The sequence below is a fragment of the Actinomadura sp. KC345 genome, assembly GCF_004348515.1.
In the GTDB taxonomy this organism is placed as follows: domain Bacteria; phylum Actinomycetota; class Actinomycetes; order Streptosporangiales; family Streptosporangiaceae; genus Spirillospora.
Window position 1 is genome coordinate 17669 of sequence record NZ_SMKH01000009.1, and the last position, 18378, is coordinate 36046.

At 74.0% G+C, this 18378-nt stretch carries 17 protein-coding genes; 9 read left to right on the top strand and 8 right to left on the bottom strand.

The window, feature by feature from the left end; translation table 11 throughout:
• Positions 1-41 precede the first annotated feature (41 nt).
• Positions 42-1709, bottom strand: a complete 1668-nt coding sequence (locus tag E1281_RS02880) for an LCP family protein (protein ID WP_131875536.1) — start codon at positions 1707-1709, stop codon at positions 42-44.
• 237 nt (positions 1710-1946) lie between these two features.
• On the opposite strand from E1281_RS02880, the gene E1281_RS02885 reads away from it, so the two are divergent.
• Both E1281_RS02885 and E1281_RS02890 read left to right on the top strand, forming a co-directional pair.
• Positions 1947-3029: a glycosyltransferase family 2 protein gene (locus tag E1281_RS02885; protein WP_131875537.1), complete on the top strand. Its 1083-nt coding sequence runs from the start codon at positions 1947-1949 to the stop codon at positions 3027-3029.
• A 102-nt stretch (positions 3030-3131) separates the two neighbouring features.
• On the top strand, positions 3132-3905 hold the full coding sequence (locus E1281_RS02890; protein WP_131875538.1) for a hypothetical protein: 774 nt from the start codon (positions 3132-3134) through the stop codon (positions 3903-3905).
• Between the two features lie 16 nt (positions 3906-3921).
• On the opposite strand, the gene ispD is transcribed toward E1281_RS02890, so the two are convergent.
• Entirely contained in the window at positions 3922-4623 is a 702-nt protein-coding gene (gene ispD, locus E1281_RS02895; RefSeq protein WP_131875539.1) for a 2-C-methyl-D-erythritol 4-phosphate cytidylyltransferase, read from the bottom strand.
• 84 nt (positions 4624-4707) lie between these two features.
• Here ispD and E1281_RS42510 point away from each other — a divergent pair, with 84 nt between their 5' ends.
• The 6 genes from E1281_RS42510 to E1281_RS02925 all read left to right on the top strand — a co-directional run bounded on the left by E1281_RS42510 (position 4708) and on the right by E1281_RS02925 (position 9737).
• Positions 4708-5487: a DUF5941 domain-containing protein gene (locus E1281_RS42510; protein WP_131875540.1), complete on the top strand. Its 780-nt coding sequence runs from the start codon at positions 4708-4710 to the stop codon at positions 5485-5487.
• Positions 5484-6083 carry a DUF5941 domain-containing protein gene (locus E1281_RS42515; protein WP_131875541.1) on the top strand — a complete coding sequence of 200 codons (600 nt, stop codon included), beginning with the start codon at positions 5484-5486 and terminating at the stop codon, positions 6081-6083. The genes E1281_RS42510 and E1281_RS42515 overlap by 4 nt, the downstream gene beginning before the upstream one ends.
• Positions 6080-6811, top strand: coding sequence for a phosphocholine cytidylyltransferase family protein (locus tag E1281_RS02910; RefSeq protein WP_131875542.1), 732 nt, complete (start codon positions 6080-6082; stop codon positions 6809-6811). The genes E1281_RS42515 and E1281_RS02910 overlap by 4 nt, the downstream gene beginning before the upstream one ends.
• A gap of 34 nt (positions 6812-6845) precedes the next feature.
• A complete protein-coding gene (locus E1281_RS02915) occupies positions 6846-7919 on the top strand; it encodes an iron-containing alcohol dehydrogenase family protein (protein WP_131875543.1) in 1074 nt (357 codons plus the stop codon).
• The gene (locus E1281_RS02920; RefSeq protein WP_131875544.1) at positions 7909-8772 is read left to right on the top strand and encodes a CDP-alcohol phosphatidyltransferase family protein; all 864 of its coding nucleotides are present in this window, start codon (positions 7909-7911) and stop codon (positions 8770-8772) included. Before E1281_RS02915 ends, E1281_RS02920 begins: the two co-directional genes overlap by 11 nt.
• A 110-nt stretch (positions 8773-8882) precedes the next feature.
• Entirely contained in the window at positions 8883-9737 is an 855-nt protein-coding gene (locus E1281_RS02925) for a glycosyltransferase (RefSeq protein ID WP_131875570.1), read from the top strand.
• A 269-nt stretch (positions 9738-10006) separates the two neighbouring features.
• On the opposite strand, the gene E1281_RS02930 is transcribed toward E1281_RS02925, so the two are convergent.
• From E1281_RS02930 to E1281_RS02960, 6 genes are all read right to left on the bottom strand, one after another.
• Positions 10007-10660 (bottom strand): TetR/AcrR family transcriptional regulator, encoded by a 654-nt coding sequence (locus E1281_RS02930; protein WP_131875545.1) that lies wholly within the window; start codon positions 10658-10660, stop codon positions 10007-10009.
• A 62-nt stretch (positions 10661-10722) separates the two neighbouring features.
• The gene (locus tag E1281_RS02940; protein WP_243716512.1) at positions 10723-13371 is read right to left on the bottom strand and encodes an AAA family ATPase; all 2649 of its coding nucleotides are present in this window, start codon (positions 13369-13371) and stop codon (positions 10723-10725) included.
• A 90-nt stretch (positions 13372-13461) separates the two neighbouring features.
• Entirely contained in the window at positions 13462-14145 is a 684-nt protein-coding gene (locus E1281_RS02945; RefSeq protein ID WP_131875546.1) for an SDR family NAD(P)-dependent oxidoreductase, read from the bottom strand.
• Positions 14142-14888, bottom strand: coding sequence for an acetoacetate decarboxylase family protein (locus tag E1281_RS02950; protein ID WP_243716514.1), 747 nt, complete (start codon positions 14886-14888; stop codon positions 14142-14144). Before E1281_RS02950 ends, E1281_RS02945 begins: the two co-directional genes overlap by 4 nt.
• A gap of 104 nt (positions 14889-14992) precedes the next feature.
• Positions 14993-15562, bottom strand: a complete 570-nt coding sequence (locus E1281_RS02955; RefSeq protein WP_243716516.1) for an SRPBCC family protein — start codon at positions 15560-15562, stop codon at positions 14993-14995.
• Positions 15563-15583: 21 nt separating this feature from the next.
• Positions 15584-16186 (bottom strand): HD domain-containing protein, encoded by a 603-nt coding sequence (locus E1281_RS02960; protein WP_131875547.1) that lies wholly within the window; start codon positions 16184-16186, stop codon positions 15584-15586.
• Between the two features lie 92 nt (positions 16187-16278).
• On the opposite strand from E1281_RS02960, the gene E1281_RS02965 reads away from it, so the two are divergent.
• Positions 16279-18363: a PQQ-binding-like beta-propeller repeat protein gene (locus tag E1281_RS02965; RefSeq protein WP_131875548.1), complete on the top strand. Its 2085-nt coding sequence runs from the start codon at positions 16279-16281 to the stop codon at positions 18361-18363.
• Positions 18364-18378: the final 15 nt, after the last annotated feature.

Below are 18378 nucleotides of genomic sequence, written 5' to 3' on the forward strand. Positions count from 1 at the left end.
GAACAAAATTCTAGGGCTAGAACAAAATTCTAGCCAGGGAGTCAACCGCAGAGCTTCTGGGTGGCGCTGTCGGTCTCCAGGCCCGTGGACGGCGACGGGCTCGGCGAGGCGGTCGTGACCTCGACCTTCTTCACGCCGTCCCAGTTCGCGCCGACCATGACCTGCACGCCCGTCCCGAGGGAGTTCACCTTCTTGAGCTTGGCGCCCGGGATCGCGGCGGCCAGGGTCTTCGCGGAGTCCTCGCGGTCGGGCCCGTACCGGACCTGCGTCTTCTGGAGGCCCCGGCGCGCCACGCCAGGGGGGACGGTGACGTCGAAGCCGATGTCCTCCAGTTGCCCGCCCGCCTTCGTCGCGAGACCGGGTGTGCCGATCGCGTTCAGGACGCGGACGGAGATGTCCTCCGGCGGCACCGTCAGCTCGTTCTCGGGCTTCTGGCTCGGCGTCGCGCTCGGCTTCTTGGCCGGCTCCGCGAGCGGCTGGTCCCGCCGGATCTTGGTGAACAGGTCCTGGGCCTTGCCCCGGTCCCACCGGACGGTCGACTGGGGTGCCGTGGCGTTCCACAGGACGGACTGGTGGTCGGGGTCGGCGAGGGGGATCTTCGCGAACGTCATGTCGTCGGTCGACAGGTTCTTCATCTGGTCGGCCAGCTCGGGCAGGTCGTCGGCGAGTTCGTCGTCGACCCGCACCGACTTCAGCGCCGCGTTCAGGAACTTCGTCGACTTAACCGGGTCGCCGAGCGTCTTGGTCGACAGCGCCTGCTTCAGCATCGCCGCCATGAACTGCTGCTGCCGGTCGATGCGCCCGAGGTCGCTGCCGCCCGTCAGCGTGTAGCGGGCGCGGGCGAACGCCAGCGCCTTCATCCCGTCGACGTGCGAGGTGCCCGCCGGGAGCTTCAGCCCGCTCTTGACGTCGTCGATCGGCTGCTCGGTGCACACGTCCACGCCGCCGAGCGCGTCCACCATGTGCACGAACCCGTAGAAGTTCACCTCGACGTAGTGGTCGATCGACAGGCCCGTCGCCTTCTTGACGGTGCTGACCGCGAGGTCGGGCCCGCCGAACTGGTACGCCCAGGTCAGCTTCCCCGGACGGGACGGTACCTTCGCCCCCTTCTCCCCCTCCGAGCCGTTCGACTCGTGCGACGGGATCGTGACGAGGGAGTCGCGGGGCAGGTTCACGATCGACACGCGCTTGTGGTCGCGGGAGATGTGCAGGAGCAGCATGGTGTCGGACCGCTCGCCCTCGTGGTGCCCGAGCTTGGCCGCCTTCTGCTGCGCCTTCGTCAGCCCGTCGCGGCGGTCGACCCCCGCGACGAGGATCGTCATCTCGCCCTCCGAGTCGCCGTCGCCGAGGCCGCCGACCGACACCTTGTCGATCACGCCGGTCACGTAGTTCTGGAACGCCCAGGCGCCGCCCGAGGTGAGCAGCACGAACGCCGACATCGTCGCGGTCACCGTCAGGAACCGCTTCTGCCGCCGCGCGCTCACCGCGGCCCGCGGGCTCAGCCCCCGGCCGGGCCGGCGCGGGCCGCGCGGGCTCTCCACCGGCACCCGCGGCGCGGGCATCCCGTCGATGGTCACGCCCTCGATGTCGCCGTCGTCACCGTCGCCCGCCGCCGCGTGGGAGCCCGGACGCGGCCGGAAGTAGCGCTCCAGCGGATCGGCCCCCGGCGAGCCGGCGTCGCCGCGACCTGAGTCGTGCCCGTCTGTCATTGCGGCCGCCGCCTCCCGATGTCCTCGTTCCGACGCGAGTCGACACCACTCTAAAGTGGGGGACACCCGTCCGTCGGCTACCTGGACCTCGTGTCCTTGGAGTAACGTGGCGCCGGTCTCGACCACACCCCGGCGGCCCGCACGCGAACTGGGTGGCGTGGGCTGCGTCAGACGAGCGAGCAAGAGAGGAATGGGGCGCTCATTCCGGTCCCCGGGCCGGGGCGCCCACGAGCCCACATGAATCCGTCTCCCCATTTCCAGCGCGTCACGAACCAGGAAACCCAGTACGCCGTGAAGCCCCGTTCCGACTCCGGTGAACGCACCTGGCCCGCCGTCTCGGTGGTGATGCCGGTCCTCAACGAGCAGCGCCATCTGACCGAGGCCGTGCGCGGCATCCTGTCCCAGGACTATCCCGGCGAGCTCGAACTCGTGCTCGCCGTCGGGCCGTGCCGCGACCGCACCGAAGAGATCGCCCAGCGCCTCACCGCCGAGGACCCGCGCGTCCTGATGGTCGCCAACCCGACGGGACGCACCCCGCAGGGCCTCAACATCGCGATCAAGGCGTCGCAGTACTCGATCATCGTCCGGGTGGACGGGCACTCGCTGCTGCCGGCGGACTACGTCCGCGCCGCCGTCGAGACGATGGAGGAGACCGGCGCCGACAACGTCGGCGGGATCATGGCGGCCGAGGGCGTCACCCCGTTCGAGAAGGCCGTGGCGCGGGCGATGACGTCCAAGCTCGGCGTCGGCAACGCCCGCTTCCACACCGGCGGCGAGGCGGGCGAGGTCGAGACCGTCTACCTCGGGACGTTCCGGCGCAGCGCGCTCGACCGCGTCGGCGGCTACGACGAGACGTTCGTCCGCGCCCAGGACTGGGAGATGAACCACCGCATCCGCGAGACCGGCGGCCGGATCTTCTTCACCCCGCGGATGCGGGTCACCTACCGCCCGCGCCCCAACCTGCGGGCCCTCGCGAAGCAGTACTTCCACACCGGCCGCTGGCGCCGCGTCGTCGGGCGCGAGCACCAGGGCACCCTCAACCTGCGCTACCTCGCGCCGCCGATCGCCGTCGTCGCGATCACCGCGGGCACGGTCGCCGGGCTGTTCGGGTTCTGGCCCGGCTGGCTGCTGCCCGGCGGGTACGCGGCCGCGATGGTCGCGGGCGCCGCCGTGGAGGGACGGGGGCTGCCCCTGTCCGCCTGGCTGCGGCTCCCGCTCGTCTTCGCCACCATGCACCTGACCTGGGGCGTCGGCTTCCTGACCAGCCCCCCGCGGCTCGGCCAGCCGACACCGGTCAAACCCGGCCAATCCGTCCACTAGCGGCGCTGAGCGGGAAACCACCTGCGACCCCCTGCCGTCCCACGTCGTGTCAGGGTTAGGTTGGGCGGACCGCTGCCGCCCGGCTCGGTTTTGGAGGTGGCCATGTCCAACGGAGCACGTCACGGCCTCGGCGTCCTGGTCGGCGTGGTCGTGACGCCGATCATCGCCGCCTGCCTGATGTACGGCGCGAACAAGCTCGGCATGAGCGTGCGGACGTTCAGGTTCGAGGGGGGCGACCGCTGGCTCGGCGCGGCGGTGATCCTGGTGGCGGCCGTGCTGACGGGCCTGCTGGCCGGTTCGCGGTTGTCGCCCGTCGCCTCGCTCGTCCCCGGCGTGGTGTACTCGCTGATCGGAGCGCTGTGGATCGTCTCGCCGCGATGGACGTTCAGCAACACCGGGCGTGACGTACTGCCCTCCGAACTCGACCGTGGCTACCTGCTGCTCGGCCCCTACGGCATCTTCCTGCTGCTCGGCATCGCCCTCCTGGTCGCGTCCGTCGCGCCGTCGCGCTGGAAGGCGTCCAGCGCGACCGGAGCCGGGCCGCGCTTCGGCGGGACGCCGCCGCCCGCACCGATGGGGCCGCCTCCCATGCACGGCGCCCAGCCGCCCATGGGGGCGCACCAGCCGCACCAGCCGCCGCAGGCGCCTCCCGGGCCGGGACAGAGCCCGCCGTGGCAGGGCGCGCCCCAGTACGGGCAGCCGCCCGCTCAGCAGGGCACGGCCAACCCGCCTCCGCCGCCGTCCGGTCCTCCCGCCGCGCCCGCGGCTCCCGCGCCGCCCGCCGACGACAGGCCGGAGTCGTCCCCCCGAGGCGGCTCGAACGACGACAACCCTGGTGAATGGACCCAGGTGTACGGCGGCAACCGCCCGCAGTGAGCCGCCGGCTCGACGATCAGCGGTCGTCCGCGGCGGCGAGGTGCTCGGCGACCACGACGTCGAGCGGCTGGGTGACCTTGAGGTTGCGCTCGCTGCCCGCGACCACCCGGATCGGCACGTCCGGCAGGTAGCGGTGCACGATGCCGCAGTCGTCGGTGGCGCGCAGCGCCGGATCGGCGGCCGCCAGCTCGTACGCCTTGCGGATCGTGCCGAGGCGGAAGCCCTGCGGGGTCTGGAAGCGGCTCATCGTCTCGCGCGGCGGCATGGCGGCGACCACGCCGTCCTCGACGACCACCATCGTCTCGGACGCGGGCAGGCCGACGGCGACGGCCTCGTGGCCGTCCAGGGCGTCCAGGACGCGGCCGATCACATCGTGGTCCACGAAGGGGCGGGCGGCGTCGTGGAACAGGACCCGGGCGTCGGCGGGACGCCCGGACAGCGCGCGCAGCGCCGCGACCGTGGACGCGGTGCGCGTGTCGCCGCCCTCGATGACGGCCGCCGTCTTGCGGAACGGCGCGGCGATCGCGGCGGCCTCGCGCAGGTGCCCGGCCGCCATCACGACCACGACCTCGCCGATGTCCGGATGCGAGTCGAACGCGCCGATCGCGTGCGCCAGGATCGGGCGCCCGCCGACGTCGACGAGCTGCTTGGGGCGTCCCGCGCCCATGCGCTCGCCGGTCCCTCCGGCAAGGACCACCGCAACGGTCGGCGTCGCCATTCCACCTCGACTTCCAGGACACACGGTCACCGGGCAACTACGCTGTGCACCTGCCCGTGATTCCCGAACGGCCGGAGGGCCCCGATGGATCAGGCGCTCCGGTGCGACCGTCCGGTCACGCTCAACGTACCGGACCACCCCGCGAACATCCGCCCGGACCGAGAGGCGGTCGAAGCCGTGGACGACGGCCGCGCCGGCGCAGGCCTCATCGGCGCGGGCCTCATCGACGCCTGCGTGGTCGGCCCGTGCGCGCCGTCCGTCGCGCGGTGGGCCGCCCGGCGCGGGCTCACACCGGACGCCGTCTCGGCGCTCTCGCTGGTCGCCGCGATGCTGGCGGCGGTCTGGTTCTCCGCCGGCACGCGCGGCGGGCTGGTCACCGGGGCCCTGCTGCTGTGCGTGTCGTTCGTCCTCGGCGAGGTGGCCCAGGGGCGGGTGGACGGGGAGGGCGCCCACCGGAGCGGCTCGTCCGGCGGCTGGGCCGCCGGTCTCCTCGACCGTGTCAAGGAGACCGGTGCCTACGCGGGGCTGGCGGCCGGGGCCGCCGCGGGGAACCTGTGGTGGGCGGCGCTGGGGGCCGTCGTGCTGCTGTCCGTCCGCGACACGGCCGAGGCGTCGTTCTCGGCAAGCGGCGCCTACCCGGCGAGGAGAGCACCAGGGGGGAGCGAGGCCGGGCCGTCCCGCCGGGACGTGTTCCTGCGGCGGGCCGGGCGCAGTCTCGCGCTGCCGTTCGGCGAGAGGGTCGCGCTGATCGCGGTCGTCGCCGCCCTCGGCGGCCCCCGGCCGGTGTTCGCGGTGCTTCTGACCTGGGGGTCGATCGTCGCCGCCGTCATGCTCGTGCGACGCCTGGCGAGGTCCTTCGCGTGACGGCCGGCACTCTGCGGGGGTACCGCGACGACGGCCCGGCGAGCCGCGCGCTCGGCCGGATGGCGCGGGGACGGCTCGCGCCGCTGCCCGCCGCCGTCGCGGCGGCGGCCCTGACCGGCGTCCTGCTGGCCCTGCCGCCGCGGGGCGGGCCGGCTCCCGCCCTGTTCGCCCCGGTCATCGCCCTGCTGCTGGCCGGGCCCGCGTCCGCGCACCCGCACGACGGGCGCCTGGACTGGCTCGCACCGCCCATTTCGCGCGGGATCGAGTATGGTTACCTCGCCGTGCTGGGGTTCGCGCAGGCGGTTTCGGCGCCGCTCGTCTACGTGCTGATCGCGGTTCTCGCGCTCCACCACCACGACATCGTGTACCGCACCCGCCAGGGGCGCCGGCCGCGGGAGTGGGTCCTGCGCGCCGGGCTCGGCTGGGAGGGCCGGATGCTGTTCGCGGCCGTCGCGGGCCTTTCCGGTCTGCTCCCGTTCGCGTACGCGGCGCTGGCCGCCTACCTTGGCGTGTTGTTCGGCGCCGAGGGCGTCGTCGCGTGGGCGCGCGGTCGCGGCAGCGGCGTGATGGTCGACCTGAAGGAAGAGGAAGCATGATCGGCATGGTGCTGGCGGCAGGGGCGGGCCGGAGGCTGCGGCCCTACACCGACACCCTCCCCAAGGCCCTGGTCCCCGTGGACGGTGAGACCACCATCCTCGACATCGCCCTGGGCAACCTCGCCGAGGTCGGCCTGAACGACGTCGTCATCGTCGTCGGGTACTGCGCGGGCGCCGTCGAGGAGCGCAAGGCCGCACTCGAGGAGCGGTACGGCGTGAACATCACGCTGGTTCACAACGACAAGGCCGAGGAGTGGAACAACGCCTACTCCATGTGGCTGGCTCGGGAGCATTTCTCCAAGGGCGTCCTCATGGTCAACGGCGACACGGTCCATCCGGTGAGCGTCGAGAAGACGCTACTGGCCGCCCGTGGGCCGGACATCCTCCTCGCCGTGGACAATGTGAAAACTCTCGCCGACGAGGAGATGAAGGTCATCCTCGACGGGGAGGACCACCTGAAGACCATCACCAAGCTGATGGACCCGTCCACCGCCGGCGGCGAGTACATCGGCGCCACGCTGATCGAGCCCGCAGCCGCGGAACCGCTGGCCGACGCCCTCAAGGCCACCTGGGAGCGCGACCCCGACCTCTACTACGAGGACGGCTACCAGGAGCACGTGAACCGCGGCGGCCGCATCGGCGTCGCGCCGATCGGCGAGGTCGACTGGGTCGAGGTCGACAACCACGACGATCTGGAGAAGGCCCGCCGGATCGCCAAGGGCTACTAGCCCGCCCCCGACAGCGCGGACGACGAGGAGGCCCATGCCCCTGCTGACGCGGATGCTGAACGCGCCGCTCTCCATCGATGTGCGGCGCGGCGCGGTCGCCGCCCTCGGCGACCTGCTCGCCGACAGGCGCATCGCCACCGAGGGACGCGTGGCGATCGCGGTCGGCCCCGGCCAGGGCGACCAGATCGCCGACCACGTCCGGCCTTCCCTGTCGGCCTGCGAGGTGTTCCAGGTGGCGGGCGGCACCGTGGACGCGGCCGTCGATCTGGCCGGCAAGCTGCGCGCCGGATCCTACGAGGCCGTCGTCGGGATCGGCGGCGGCCGGACGATCGACGCGACCAAGTACGCGGCGACGCTGTCGGGCATCCCGATGGTGTCGGTCGCCACGAACCTGTCCCACGACGGGATCTGCTCCCCGGTCGCCTCGCTCACCCACGACAACGGCAAGGGCTCGTTCGGCGTCGTGATGCCGCTCGCCATGGTCGTCGACCTCGACTACGTGCGCGCCGCGCCCGAACGGCTCGTCCGCGCCGGAGTCGGCGACGTGCTGAGCAACTTCTCCGCCGTGGACGACTGGCTCCTCGCCGCCGCCGAGTGCGGCGAGCGGGTCGACCGGATGGCGCTGACCGTCGCGCGGACCGCCGCCGAGGCGCTGCTGCACCAGCCGCAGTCGATCGAGTCCGACCGGTTCCTGACCGTGCTGGCCGAGAGCCTGGTCCTGTCGGGGATGTCGATGGCGTTCGCGGGCGACTCCCGTCCCGCGAGCGGCGGCGACCACGAGATCCTGCACGCCATAGACCACCTCTACCCGGACACCGCGAACCACGGCGAGCTCGCCGGGATCGGCACCGCGTTCTGCTACCACCTGCGCGCCACCCACCTCGGGGAGGGCGCCGACCGGCTGGAGGAGATCATGACGTGCCTCGGCCGGCACGGCCTGCCGCGCCTGCCCGGCGACGTCGGGCTGTCGGTCGAGCAGTTCGCCGACGCCGTCCTGTACGCCCCGCGGACCCGGCCGGGCCGCTATACGATCTTGGAGTACCTGGGCCTCGACAAGGGTCAGACTCTCAAGGCGGTGGAACAGTATGTCCAGGCCCATGGAGGCTGAGTCCCCCCGGCGAGACCGCCCCCCGGAGCCCGCAGCCGACGAGCACCGGCCGCACCGCAAGGGCGCCTCCGTCGCCGACGTGCGCCGCTACGGCCAGCCGCCCGGCCTGAAGGACCGGCGCAACGAGGAGCACTGGGCCGGACGCCTCTACATGCGCGACCTGTCCCCGTACTTCGCGTGGGCCGCGCTGCGCCTCGGGTTCAGCCCCAACCAGCTCACCTACCTGATGATGGCGAGCGGGGTGCTCGCCGGCGTCGTGGTGTCGCTGCCCGTGTCGGGCACCGCCGCGCTGTGGACGGCGCTCGGCGGCGCCGCGCTCATCCAGGTGTACCTGCTGCTCGACTGCGTGGACGGCGAGGTCGCCCGCTACCTGCGGCGGACCTCGGTCGCCGGGGTGTTCCTGGACAGGATCGGCCACTACCTGTCGGAGGTCGCCCTCCTGATCGGCCTCGGCTTCGCCGCCCAGGGCGGCTGGGAGAGCGGCGGCTGGGTCGAGCTCGGCCTCCTCGCCGCCCTCGGCGCCGCGCTGATCAAGGCGGAGACCGACAACGTCGTCGTCGCCCGCGCCAAGTCGGGCCTGCCCGCCGACCCGGCCGGCGGCGACCGCGCGCTGCGCCCCCGCTCCTCCGGCATCGCCCTCGCCCGGCAGGCGGCGTCGATGCTGCGCTTCCACCGCATCATCGGCGCGGTCGAGCTCTCGCTGCTGATCCTCGCGGCCGCCGTGATCGACACCGTCCTCGGCGGCGACTCCCCGGCAGCGATGCGCGTCCTCATGGCCGCGGTCGCCGCCGTCGCGGTCGTCCAGACCGTCCTGCACCTGGTCAGCATCCTCGCGTCGCGGAGGCTGAAGTGACCTCAAGCCTGGACGAGGACTCCTTGGACGGGGACTCGGTGGACCCGCTCGAACAGCCCCCCGGCACTCGCGCGGACGGCGGCGTCGCGCTCAGCGTCGTGGTCCTGACCATGGGCAACCGCCCGGAGGAACTGGCCCGCGCGGTGCGCAGCGCCTTCGACCAGGAACACGTCGGCGTCGAGGTCGTCCTGGTCGGCAACGGCGTCGCGGGCGACTGGCGTCCGGGCGACGACCCCGTCTTCGACGACGAGCGCGTGACCCTGCTCCGCCTGCCGAAGAACGTCGGGATCCCCGCCGGGCGCAACCGCGGCGTGGCGGCGTCCTCCGGCGACGTGATCCTCTTCCTGGACGACGACGGCTGGTACCGCTCCACCCGCCTCGGCACGTACCTGCGCGACCGGTTCACCGCCGAACCCGACCTCGGCGTCGTCTCGTTCCGCGTCCGCGACCCCGAGGGCGGGCGCGGCGAGCGCCGGCACGTGCCGCGGCTGCGCGCCGGCGACCCCGAACGCTCCTCCGCCGTCACCACGTTCCTCGGCGGCGCCTGCGCCGTCCGCCGCACCGCCTTCGACGCCGGCGGCGGCCTCCCCGAGGACTTCTTCTACGCCCACGAGGAGACCGACCTCGCGTGGCAGATCCTCAACGCCGGCTACCGGATCGTGTACGACGCGTCCGCGGTCATGTTCCACCCGGCCGTCCTGCCCACCCGGCACGACATGTTCTACCGCTACAACGCCCGCAACCGCGTCTGGCTGGCCCGCCGCAACCTCCCGTGGCCGATCGCCCTCACCTACCTCGCCGTGTGGGTCGCCATGACCGTCCTCCGAGAGCGCAAGCCGAGCGCCCTCAAACCGTGGTTCAAGGGCTTCGCAGAAGGCTGGCGCAAACCCGCCGGCCCCCGCCGCCCCATCACCTGGCGCACCTCTTGGCGCATGACCAGAACAGGCCGCCCGCCTGTTATTTAGCAGTTCCCTTGGCGGTCGGGCCTTGAAGGCCCTCCCTTCGGCGGGCACTGCGTGCGATCGCTGCTGTGTTTGCTTGCAGTTCCCTTGGCGGTCGGGCCCTGGAGGGCCCTCCCTTCGGCGGGCACTGCGTGCGATCGCTGCATCGCTCCGAACTCGCCTTGCGGCTCGCTGCGCGATCAGGTTTCTTGCTTCGCTTGAAACCTGCCTTCGGACGCGATCGCAGGGGTTTGGGTCGTTGCGGGGTTGGGGTGGTGGCTGGGCTTCTGGGGTCAGGTGTCCTCGGGCGCCTGACGCCCAAGGGCACTGCAGATAAGCGCCGTCAGCTCGGCGGTGATGTCGTCGAGGGGGATGTCCTGGCCGCGGGCGGACCAGTGGTGGACGAGGTTGTTGACGGCGCCGATGATGGCGATCATGGTGAGGCGGTAGTCGCGGTCGACGGCCTCGTCCCGGGCGGCGGCCTCGGCGGCCAGCTCGACCAGCGTGTCCTCCCAGCGGGCGCGCCAGTGCAGGCGGTGCTGCTCCAGGCCCGCGCTCACGCCGATGACCTCGACGAACGCGATGCGGGCCCAGCGGGGATCGCGGGCGGTGACGGTGACGAACGCGCGGACGGCCCGTTCGACGCGGGCGGGCAGGTCGGCGCCGGCGGCCTCGGCGTAGGCGGTGGCCAGGGCGTCGGCCGCGCGCTCGTTGATGTCGCGGTGCAGGGCGAGCAGCAGTTCCTCGCGCCCGGAGAACTCCTCGTAGAAGTTGCGGGTGGACACGCTCGCCGTCGCGCAGAGCCGCTCGATGGACGTCGCCGCGTAGCCGCGGGTGCCGAACAGTTCGAGGCCGGCGGCCAGCAGGCGCCCCCGCCTCTCGGCGCGGCGCTCCTCGGCCGAACGGCCGCCGTAGCTGCGCCGGGGCGCGGGGTTTCGGCCGCTCATGGCTCTCCGTCCACCCGTGCGAATTGGGGCAGCGTCAGCCTAACCGCGCACCCGCGCACTTTTCACGGTCGCCGCGACGCGGCCCCGCGTCGGCCGGTGAGGAGCGTGTCGCGCCATTCCGGGTCGCCGGTGAGGACGGTCAGGCGCTGCGTGGCGCGGGACACGGCGACGTAGAGGACGCGCAGGCCGCGCGGAGACTGGGCGGCGATGGTCTCCGGCGCCACGATCACCGCGGCGTCGAACTCCAGCCCCTTGGCCTCAAGGACGTCGAGCACCTGGACCCGTTCGGGCAGCCCGGTCGCGAGACGCTCACGATCGGCCGCGGTCCAGGCGGGCCCGCCTCCCGGCGCGGGTTCGCCGGACGGTGCGGGGCCGCCGGACGGCACGGGTTCGCCGGACGGCACGGGTTCGCCGGGCGGCGTCGGCTCGTCGAACAGGGTCGGCTCGTCGAACAGGGTCGGTTGCGCGGCCGGTTCGGCGGGCCGCTCCTCCGGCTCGCAGGGACGCGTGTCCAGGGGGAGCGGGACGATCAGGCCGATCGTGCCCTCCACCTGGCCGAACAGTTCCTCCGCGGCTTCCCGCGCGGTGGTGAGGCCCAGGTCGGGGACGACGCGGACGACCGGGTCGATGCCGGACGTGCGGACGGCGCGGGCCGGGCGGGCCTCGGGCAGCGCGAGGGTGAGCACCCGCGCGGACACGGCGGCGATCTCGGTGGAGTTGCGGTAGTTCGTCGTCAGCTCGTACTCGTGCCGGGCCCGGATGGGAGCGGGCTTGCGGGGCCGGCGGCGGCCCCGGGAGGCGGGCCGCTCGCCGCCGAGCGCCGCCTCCATGGCCGCGCGGGCGGCGGCGAGGTCCTCCCAGGCGCTCTGGGCCGGGTCCTCCACGACCGTCCAACTGGCCTGGCGCCCGCGGCGGCCGAGCATCCGCCACTGCATGGGGGAGAGGTCCTGCGCCTCGTCCACGACGATGTGCGCGTACTCGGGACGCTCCTCCACCACGCCGTCGTCCACGCGCCGGGACTGCTCAAGCCGCTCGATGGACGTGGTGAGCTCCTGCATCTCGGGCTCCCACGTCTCGTCCGTCACCACGTCCTCGCCGGTGAGGATGTTGACGCCGTCCACGACGAACGGGTCGTCCTCGTGCGCCGCCTTGCGGCCGCGGGACGGGCGGGGCGGCGAGCCTAGCAGCGCGTCGATCTCGTCGAGCAGCGCGACGTCCTGGTAGCTGAGCGGTGCGTCCTCCCCGGCCCAGGACCCGGCGAGCGGCTCGACGTCGGCGCGGTCGAGCTCGCGCCCGGCGGCGCGGCGCAGCCGGGCGGGGTCGCCGAGCGAGCGCAGCACGTCCAGCGGGCGGCGGATCGGCCACCAGGCGACGAGGAAGTCGGTGAACGCGCGCTGCTCCCGGACCCGCGCGTCGAACTGGTCGCGCTTCGGGTCGCCGCCCTGGCCGCCGCCCTGGCCGCCGCCCTGGCCGCCGGAGGCGCCCGCGGGCCCCTCGTCGATCTCGGCGAGCCCGTCCGCGGCCAGGATCGCGTTCCACAGCCCGGTCTCGGCGCCCTCCGCCTCCTCGGCCGCGTCCGGGCCCCCGATCTCGGTGAAGCGGTCCCAGAGGGCGTCCAGGAGCGCCTCCGAGGCCCGGCCGCGCGCCGCGTTGACGCTGCCGCGGCTGCGCCGGTGGACCTCGCTCCTGATCCGGTCGAGGACGCCCCGGTCGAGCGCCACGACGACGCCCTTGAACACCACGCGCAGTTCGTCCGGGGCGCCGGGCGCGTGGTCGGTCACGGCGCGCCGCAGCACGGTCGTCATCGCGTCCGCGCCCTTGACCCGGGCGAGGCGCGGCGGGTCGTGGACGGTCGCGGTCACGCCGTCGACGAGGTCGCCGAGGGAGCGCAGCGTCGCCGAGCCCTCGCCGAGCGAGGGGAGGACCCGCTCGATGTAGGCGGTGAACCGGCGGTTCGGGCCGATGACCAGGACGCCCCGGGAACCGAACCGGCGCCGGTGCCGGAACAGCAGGTACGCGACGCGGTGCAGGGCCACGGCCGTCTTGCCGGTGCCGGGCGCGCCGCGCACCAGGACGGTCCCGTCGGCGGGCGCGCGGATCACCTCGTCCTGCTCGCGCTGGATCGTCGCGACGATGTCCCGCATCTCGCCCTCGCGGGTGCGGGCGAGCGAGGCGAGGAACGCGCCGTCGCCGACGATCGTCATCCCGTCGGACGCGTCCGGGTCGAGCAGGTCGTCCTCCAGGTCGACGACCGTGTGCCCCCGCGAGTGCAGGACGCGGCGCCGGACGACGCCGCGCGGGTCCTCGGGGGTGGCGCGGTAGAAGTCCTCGGCGGCCGGCGCCCGCCAGTCGATCACCAGGGAGTCGTGCTCGCTGGTCCGCACGCCGATGCGGCCGATGTAGCGGATCTCGCCGGATTCCTGCTCGCCGGGGGCGAGGTCGAGCCGGCCGAAGACCAGGCCGTCGTCGGCGACGTCGAGGGCCTGGGCGCGCAGGGCCGCCTGGTGGACCATGGCGTCGCGGTCCACCAGCGAGCCCTTGGTGCCGGCGAGCGACTGGCGGTAGCCCTCCTGGATCATGGCCTGGGCGTCCGTGCGCATCTCCTCCAGGCGCGCGTAGGCGATGTCGACATAGCGCTGCTCGGCGGCGATCTCTCGCTCCTTCACCGTGCCGCCGGGACCGGTCGGCCGTCCGGTGACCTGGGACGACATGCAGGCAGCTCCTCGCACGTGTGTCACCCGGGGACGTCCCCCGGCACCCCGAAGGGGCGAAGGAGACAGCTTATTCGGTCCCGGTGACCTTCAGCGTGGCGCGAGAGCCCCCGCGGACGGGCGGCGTGCCAGGCGGCGGAGCGGGCCGCCGCCGTCCTCCAGCGGGACGTGCGGTTCCCCGCCGGGGCGCGCGAGCGAGCGGTCGATCGCGTCGAGGACCACGCGCGGCGGCGTCCCGAGGGCGGCGCGTGCGCAGCGGAACGTCACGCCCTGCCCGCCGTGCTCCGCCCAGAGCGCCTCGGTGTAGGCGGCGACGGCCGCGGAGGCGGCGGCACCGGCCGACGAGCCCGGTGACGAGCCCGGTGAGGAGTCCCGGTCCACCGCGACCGGGCAGAGGATCATCTCGCCGCGCCCGCGCTCCAGCATGCCGGGCAGCGCCGCCCGCACGACGTGGACGGTGCCGAGGACGTCCGTCCGCAGCGTGTCCTCGATCTCGCCGAACGGCTGCTCCAGCGCGGGGGCGGCCGGCGAGATCATCGCCGCGTGCACGACGCGCTGCACGGGACCGCTCACCGCGAGCACGTCCGCGACGGCCTCGGGGTCGGTGACGTCGCACGTCCGCACATGCATGTTCGGCGAGCGCAGCGCCGTCCGGGCCAGGCCTTCGGCGTCCACGTCCACCGCGACGACGTCCCAGGCCGCCGCCGCGAGCCGCCGTGCCGCCAGCGCGCCGAGCCCGGACGCGGCACCCGTCACCAGCGCCGTCCGCCTCATCCGCGCACCTCCTCGGCCGCCTCGAAGCTCATCGCCAGATGCCCGACCGTGCTGCTGCTGAGCGCCCGCGCCCGGTCCAGGCCCAGCCCCCGCAGCTCCTCCGCGACCGGGTGGTCGCCCAGGACGACCTTCGCCCCGCCCGGACGCATCCGCACCTCGGACGGCGTGACCGTCCACGGTGTCCGGCGCGTGACGCCGTCCAGGCACGAGTAGGCCTCGACCCTGGGCGCCCCGGACCCGCCCGGCATCGGCGCGCCCGGCCTGACCGCCACCTCGATCGCGGTCCGGCCGCCGAACTTCACCGCGCAGCGCTTCACGCGCCCGGCCAGGTCCATGGGGATGTCGGCGAGCTCCTTCGGGAACCCCCAGATCGTCCGCCCGGCCTCCAGCGTGAACTCCTGGTTGACCGGCAGCCAGTGGATGAACGCGCCGACGCCCGCCAGCCCGCGCAGGCGCCCGAGCGTCCCGGAGGGCGGGGCCGAGCCGGGCGGCCGGACCAGGAACGCGACGGCGAACTCGTGGTACGGCCCGAGGTCGCCGTCCGCGTACCGGACGAACGCCAGCGAGCAGACGGCCCGGCCGGGGAGCGGCTCGGCGATGTCGAGCCCGGAGTAGGCGATGACGGCCTGGGCGGCGCCGGCGGGGACGGCGAACATCGCCGACGCCACCGCGGCGTCGCGGATCCGCACCGGCAACCCGACCCGCTCGCCCTGGATCGCATGGGCATCTACGGCACTTGTCACACCACTAAGTAGAACAGGTTCTCGTTTTCCTGCCAACGCCCCACCCCGTTGACTTGCGGCGTGTTGTTGTTTGGGAGCGCTCCATAACAACAACACGCCGCAAGTCAACGTTCGGTGGCGGTCTTGATGCGGTTGAGGGTGGCTTTCATGCCTTCGCGGTTCACGGCGGCGCGGCGGTCGGCGCGGACGCCGGTGAACAGCCTGCCGAGCAGGGAGACGAACGCGGCGCCGCGGGTGTCGCGCCGCTGGTCCTCCCAGTACTCGGTGAGGCGGGTCCGGGGTGCGGCGTCGCCCGTGACGTCCTTGCCCGCGGCGTCCTGGCCTGCGTCCTCGCCTGCGGCGTCCTCGCCCGTGACGTCCTCGATGCGGTACCCCCAGAGCGCCACGGGGATCCCGAAGCTCGACACGCGGAAGGCGAACGCCTCTCCGGGCACCGCCGCCGTCACCTGGCAGGTGGTGAACCACACGCGCCAGCCGATCCGGTTGAACCCGACGAACCTCGTCCCCGGCGCGACCGTCCGCCCGCGCACCCACGCGGCGAACACCTCGGGGCTCCACTCGCGCATCCGCCGCGGATCGGCGACCGCCGCGTACACGTCCGCCGCGGACGCCTCGACGGCCACGCTCTCCTCGACCACCCACTCTCGTTCCATGGCCGGATCCTCCCACTTCATGACCGCATGGTCACGTGCCGGTCACCTCAGATGGGCGAAGTGCCGTCGCCAGGACGCGTACCACGCCTCGAACCACGGCTCCGGCTCGGCGAGCGGGACGATGTAGGTGAGGGTCTCGGCGTAGTAGCGGCGCTGGAAGTCGGGCGGCATCCGGTCGAGGGTCTGGACGTTGCTCGCGCGGTCGGCGAGCTTCACGAGCATCGCCTCGCGCGGCGCGTCGCGGAGACGGCGCAGGTAGGCGGCCCTGGCGGCGCGCTTGGCCTGCCGGTCGGCGCCGGCCGCGGGCGGCTTGGTCACCCAGTCGACCAGCTCCGCCACCTCGGGGCCGAACTCGTCCTCCACGTCGGCGACGGTGGCGGAGGTGTCCTCGACGACGTCGTGCAGGAGCGCGGCGCACAGGACGGCCTGGTTCGTCACACCGGGACCGCACGCCAGCACCTCCAGGGCCTCCAGCAGATGCACGATGTACGGCTCGCCGGTCGGACGCCGCTGGTCACCGTGCCAGCGCCGGGCGGCCTCCGCGGCCCTCCCGAGGCCGTCCAGATCGATCCCCGCGCCGGACCCGCTCCCGGCGAGGCCCGCCCTGGCCTCGTCCCAGGTTCGCCAGTGGGTGAAGAGCTCCACGGTTCCTCCTCCTTCTGTCGCGCGCACGCCCCGCACAAGGCATGGTGGGTGTCGTCCAGAAAGCACGGTACGCGGAGGGAGGCGGCGCGGTCGTGGGCGGAAGCCGGCAGCGGTCCGGCGGCCGGCCGGAGTCCGTGGGCGGGGTCCGCGTGGCCTTCGGCCTGGTCTCCGGAGTGGTGGCCATCGCGCTCGTCGCCGTGCTCGTCGACCGGTTCGTCCTCGGCGCGGAGTGGTGGCAGGTGCGGCACACCGTGACCGCCGAGCCCGTGACGCCGCAGCGCGAGGTGGGGCCGCCGCCGGGGCCGCTCGCCGTGAGCTGGGAGCACACGACCCGGGCGCACCACGGGCCCGTCGCGGGCTACGACGGCGTCGCCTACGCGGTCGCGCAGGGGCAGGTGGTGACGGCGTCCGGACGCGGGCTGGAGGTCCGCGATGCGCGGACCGGCGCGGACCGCTGGAGCTACCGCCGCTCCGGCTGGACGCTGCTCGGCTGGACGTCCACGCGGTCCCGCCTGCTCGGCTACTTCGAACGGGACGGCGACCGCGGCGACCGGCTGGTCATCGCCTTCGACGCGCTGTCGGGCGGGCTGCTGTGGCAGCGGGAGGGGACGCGTCCGGCCGCGGTCTCCCGGACCACGCTGCGCTGGCCCGCCGGGTCGGACGTACTGCTCACCACCGACGAGGACCGCCGGACCCTCTTCGGGCTCTCGGCCGTGACGGGGAACCAGATGTGGCGGCTGCCGCTGCCGCGCGGCTGCCGGCTGTTCGAGGGGAGCGCGCAGCCGTCCGGCGGGCGGGAGGACCTCGCGGCGCTGGCCCTGGACTGCGCCGGGGACGCGCGGCCCGGTGAGAAAGGGTCCGGTCAGAAGGGGCCCGGTGAGAAGGGGCCCGGTGAGAAAGGGCCCGGCGGGAAGCGGCACAACCGGCTGCTGGCGGTCGAGCCGGGCGAGGGCGAGATCCGCTGGAACCGGCGGCTCGGCTCCACGGAGTCGCCCGAGGTGTCGATGCTGGACGGGGCGACGCTGGTGCTGGACGGGACGGCGCTGCGCGCGTTCGACGAGGAGGGCGAGCAGTTCGGCCTCTGGGAGGGCGACGGGGTCTGCGGCGACACCATGTGCCCGGCCGTGCTGAGGTCCGGACGGCTCCTGATCGTCTACCACCCGGGCGGGAAGAGCGGCGAGACCCGCATGGAGGCCGTGGCGACGCGGTCCGGCGAGGTCGAGTGGCGGCGCGAGGACGCCCCCGGGTACGCGGCGCTCGCGCAGGCGGGCGAGCACGTGTTCGCGCTGCGCCCGCGGCTGTCGGAGCGGCTGCTGCCCGCCGGAGTGGACATCGTCGATCCGCGCGACGGGGAGACCACGACCGCCCCCGCGCCGATCTCGATGAACCTCGACCTGCCCGGCCCGCGCCCGTGGCTGGCGGCGGCGGGCGGGCTGCTGTACGCGGCCGTCCCGCAGGCGGCGCCGCGCCCGGACGGGGCGGCGCGCCTCGTCGCGCTGCGCGGCGGTCTCGCGGGCACCGGCCCCGCCGAGCTCGGCGGGGTGCCGGAGGAGGACTGGCCGGACGCCTGCTCGCTGCTGGACGAGCCCGATCTGCTCGCGGCGCGCGTGGACGGCCACACCACCGAGCCCGCGCGCACGGCCGCCGGAGCGGTGCGGCTGCCGCGCCCGGTGTCCTGCCGGTACACGCCGCCCGCCGGGGAGGACGAGCCGGACGAGCGCGACGGGAGGAAGCCCGGACGGGAGGAGCCGGAGGGCGCGTCCCCCGAACCGCCGGAGACCGGGTCCGCCGGCCCGGAGCCTCCGCCGACGGCCGATCCGAGCGATCCCGGCGTCCCCGGCATCCCCGGCGAGGACGGGGACGGCGAGGACGGGGACGGCGCGGACGGGGACGGCGAGCGGGAGCGGACCGTGGGCGGCTTCACCGTCAGCGTCCGCTGGGTCGGCAGGACGGAGCACGCGGCCTCACAGATGCTGGACGCCCTCCAGGCCACGCAGGCCAAGGCCCGCAAGCGCCGCGACATCGGCGCGGACGAGGCGTACGAGATCGGCCCGGCCGCCGGCATGATCGCCCTGCGCGTCGGCCGGCACGTCGTGGTCGTCGAGGCGGACCGGCCGCCCGGCGTCGCCGCCCGCCTGGCCCGCTCCGTCGCCTACCGCCTGCACCACGAATCCTGAGCACGCGTCCCGACC

Bases quoted from the DNA above. Each gene is read 5' to 3' on its own strand.
- E1281_RS02880 (WP_131875536.1), bottom strand. From the start codon at position 1,709: ATGACAGACGGGCACGACTCAGGTCGCGGCGACGCCGGCTCGCCGGGG.
- E1281_RS02885 (WP_131875537.1), top strand. From the start codon at position 1,947: ATGAATCCGTCTCCCCATTTCCAGCGCGTCACGAACCAGGAAACCCAG.
- E1281_RS02890 (WP_131875538.1), top strand. From the start codon at position 3,132: ATGTCCAACGGAGCACGTCACGGCCTCGGCGTCCTGGTCGGCGTGGTC.
- ispD (WP_131875539.1), bottom strand. From the start codon at position 4,623: ATGGCGACGCCGACCGTTGCGGTGGTCCTTGCCGGAGGGACCGGCGAG.
- E1281_RS42510 (WP_131875540.1), top strand. From the start codon at position 4,708: ATGGATCAGGCGCTCCGGTGCGACCGTCCGGTCACGCTCAACGTACCG.
- E1281_RS02910 (WP_131875542.1), top strand. From the start codon at position 6,080: ATGATCGGCATGGTGCTGGCGGCAGGGGCGGGCCGGAGGCTGCGGCCC.
- E1281_RS02915 (WP_131875543.1), top strand. From the start codon at position 6,846: ATGCCCCTGCTGACGCGGATGCTGAACGCGCCGCTCTCCATCGATGTG.
- E1281_RS02920 (WP_131875544.1), top strand. From the start codon at position 7,909: ATGGAGGCTGAGTCCCCCCGGCGAGACCGCCCCCCGGAGCCCGCAGCC.
- E1281_RS02925 (WP_131875570.1), top strand. From the start codon at position 8,883: ATGGGCAACCGCCCGGAGGAACTGGCCCGCGCGGTGCGCAGCGCCTTC.
- E1281_RS02930 (WP_131875545.1), bottom strand. From the start codon at position 10,660: ATGAGCGGCCGAAACCCCGCGCCCCGGCGCAGCTACGGCGGCCGTTCG.
- E1281_RS02940 (WP_243716512.1), bottom strand. From the start codon at position 13,371: ATGTCGTCCCAGGTCACCGGACGGCCGACCGGTCCCGGCGGCACGGTG.
- E1281_RS02945 (WP_131875546.1), bottom strand. From the start codon at position 14,145: ATGAGGCGGACGGCGCTGGTGACGGGTGCCGCGTCCGGGCTCGGCGCG.
- E1281_RS02955 (WP_243716516.1), bottom strand. From the start codon at position 15,562: ATGAAGTGGGAGGATCCGGCCATGGAACGAGAGTGGGTGGTCGAGGAG.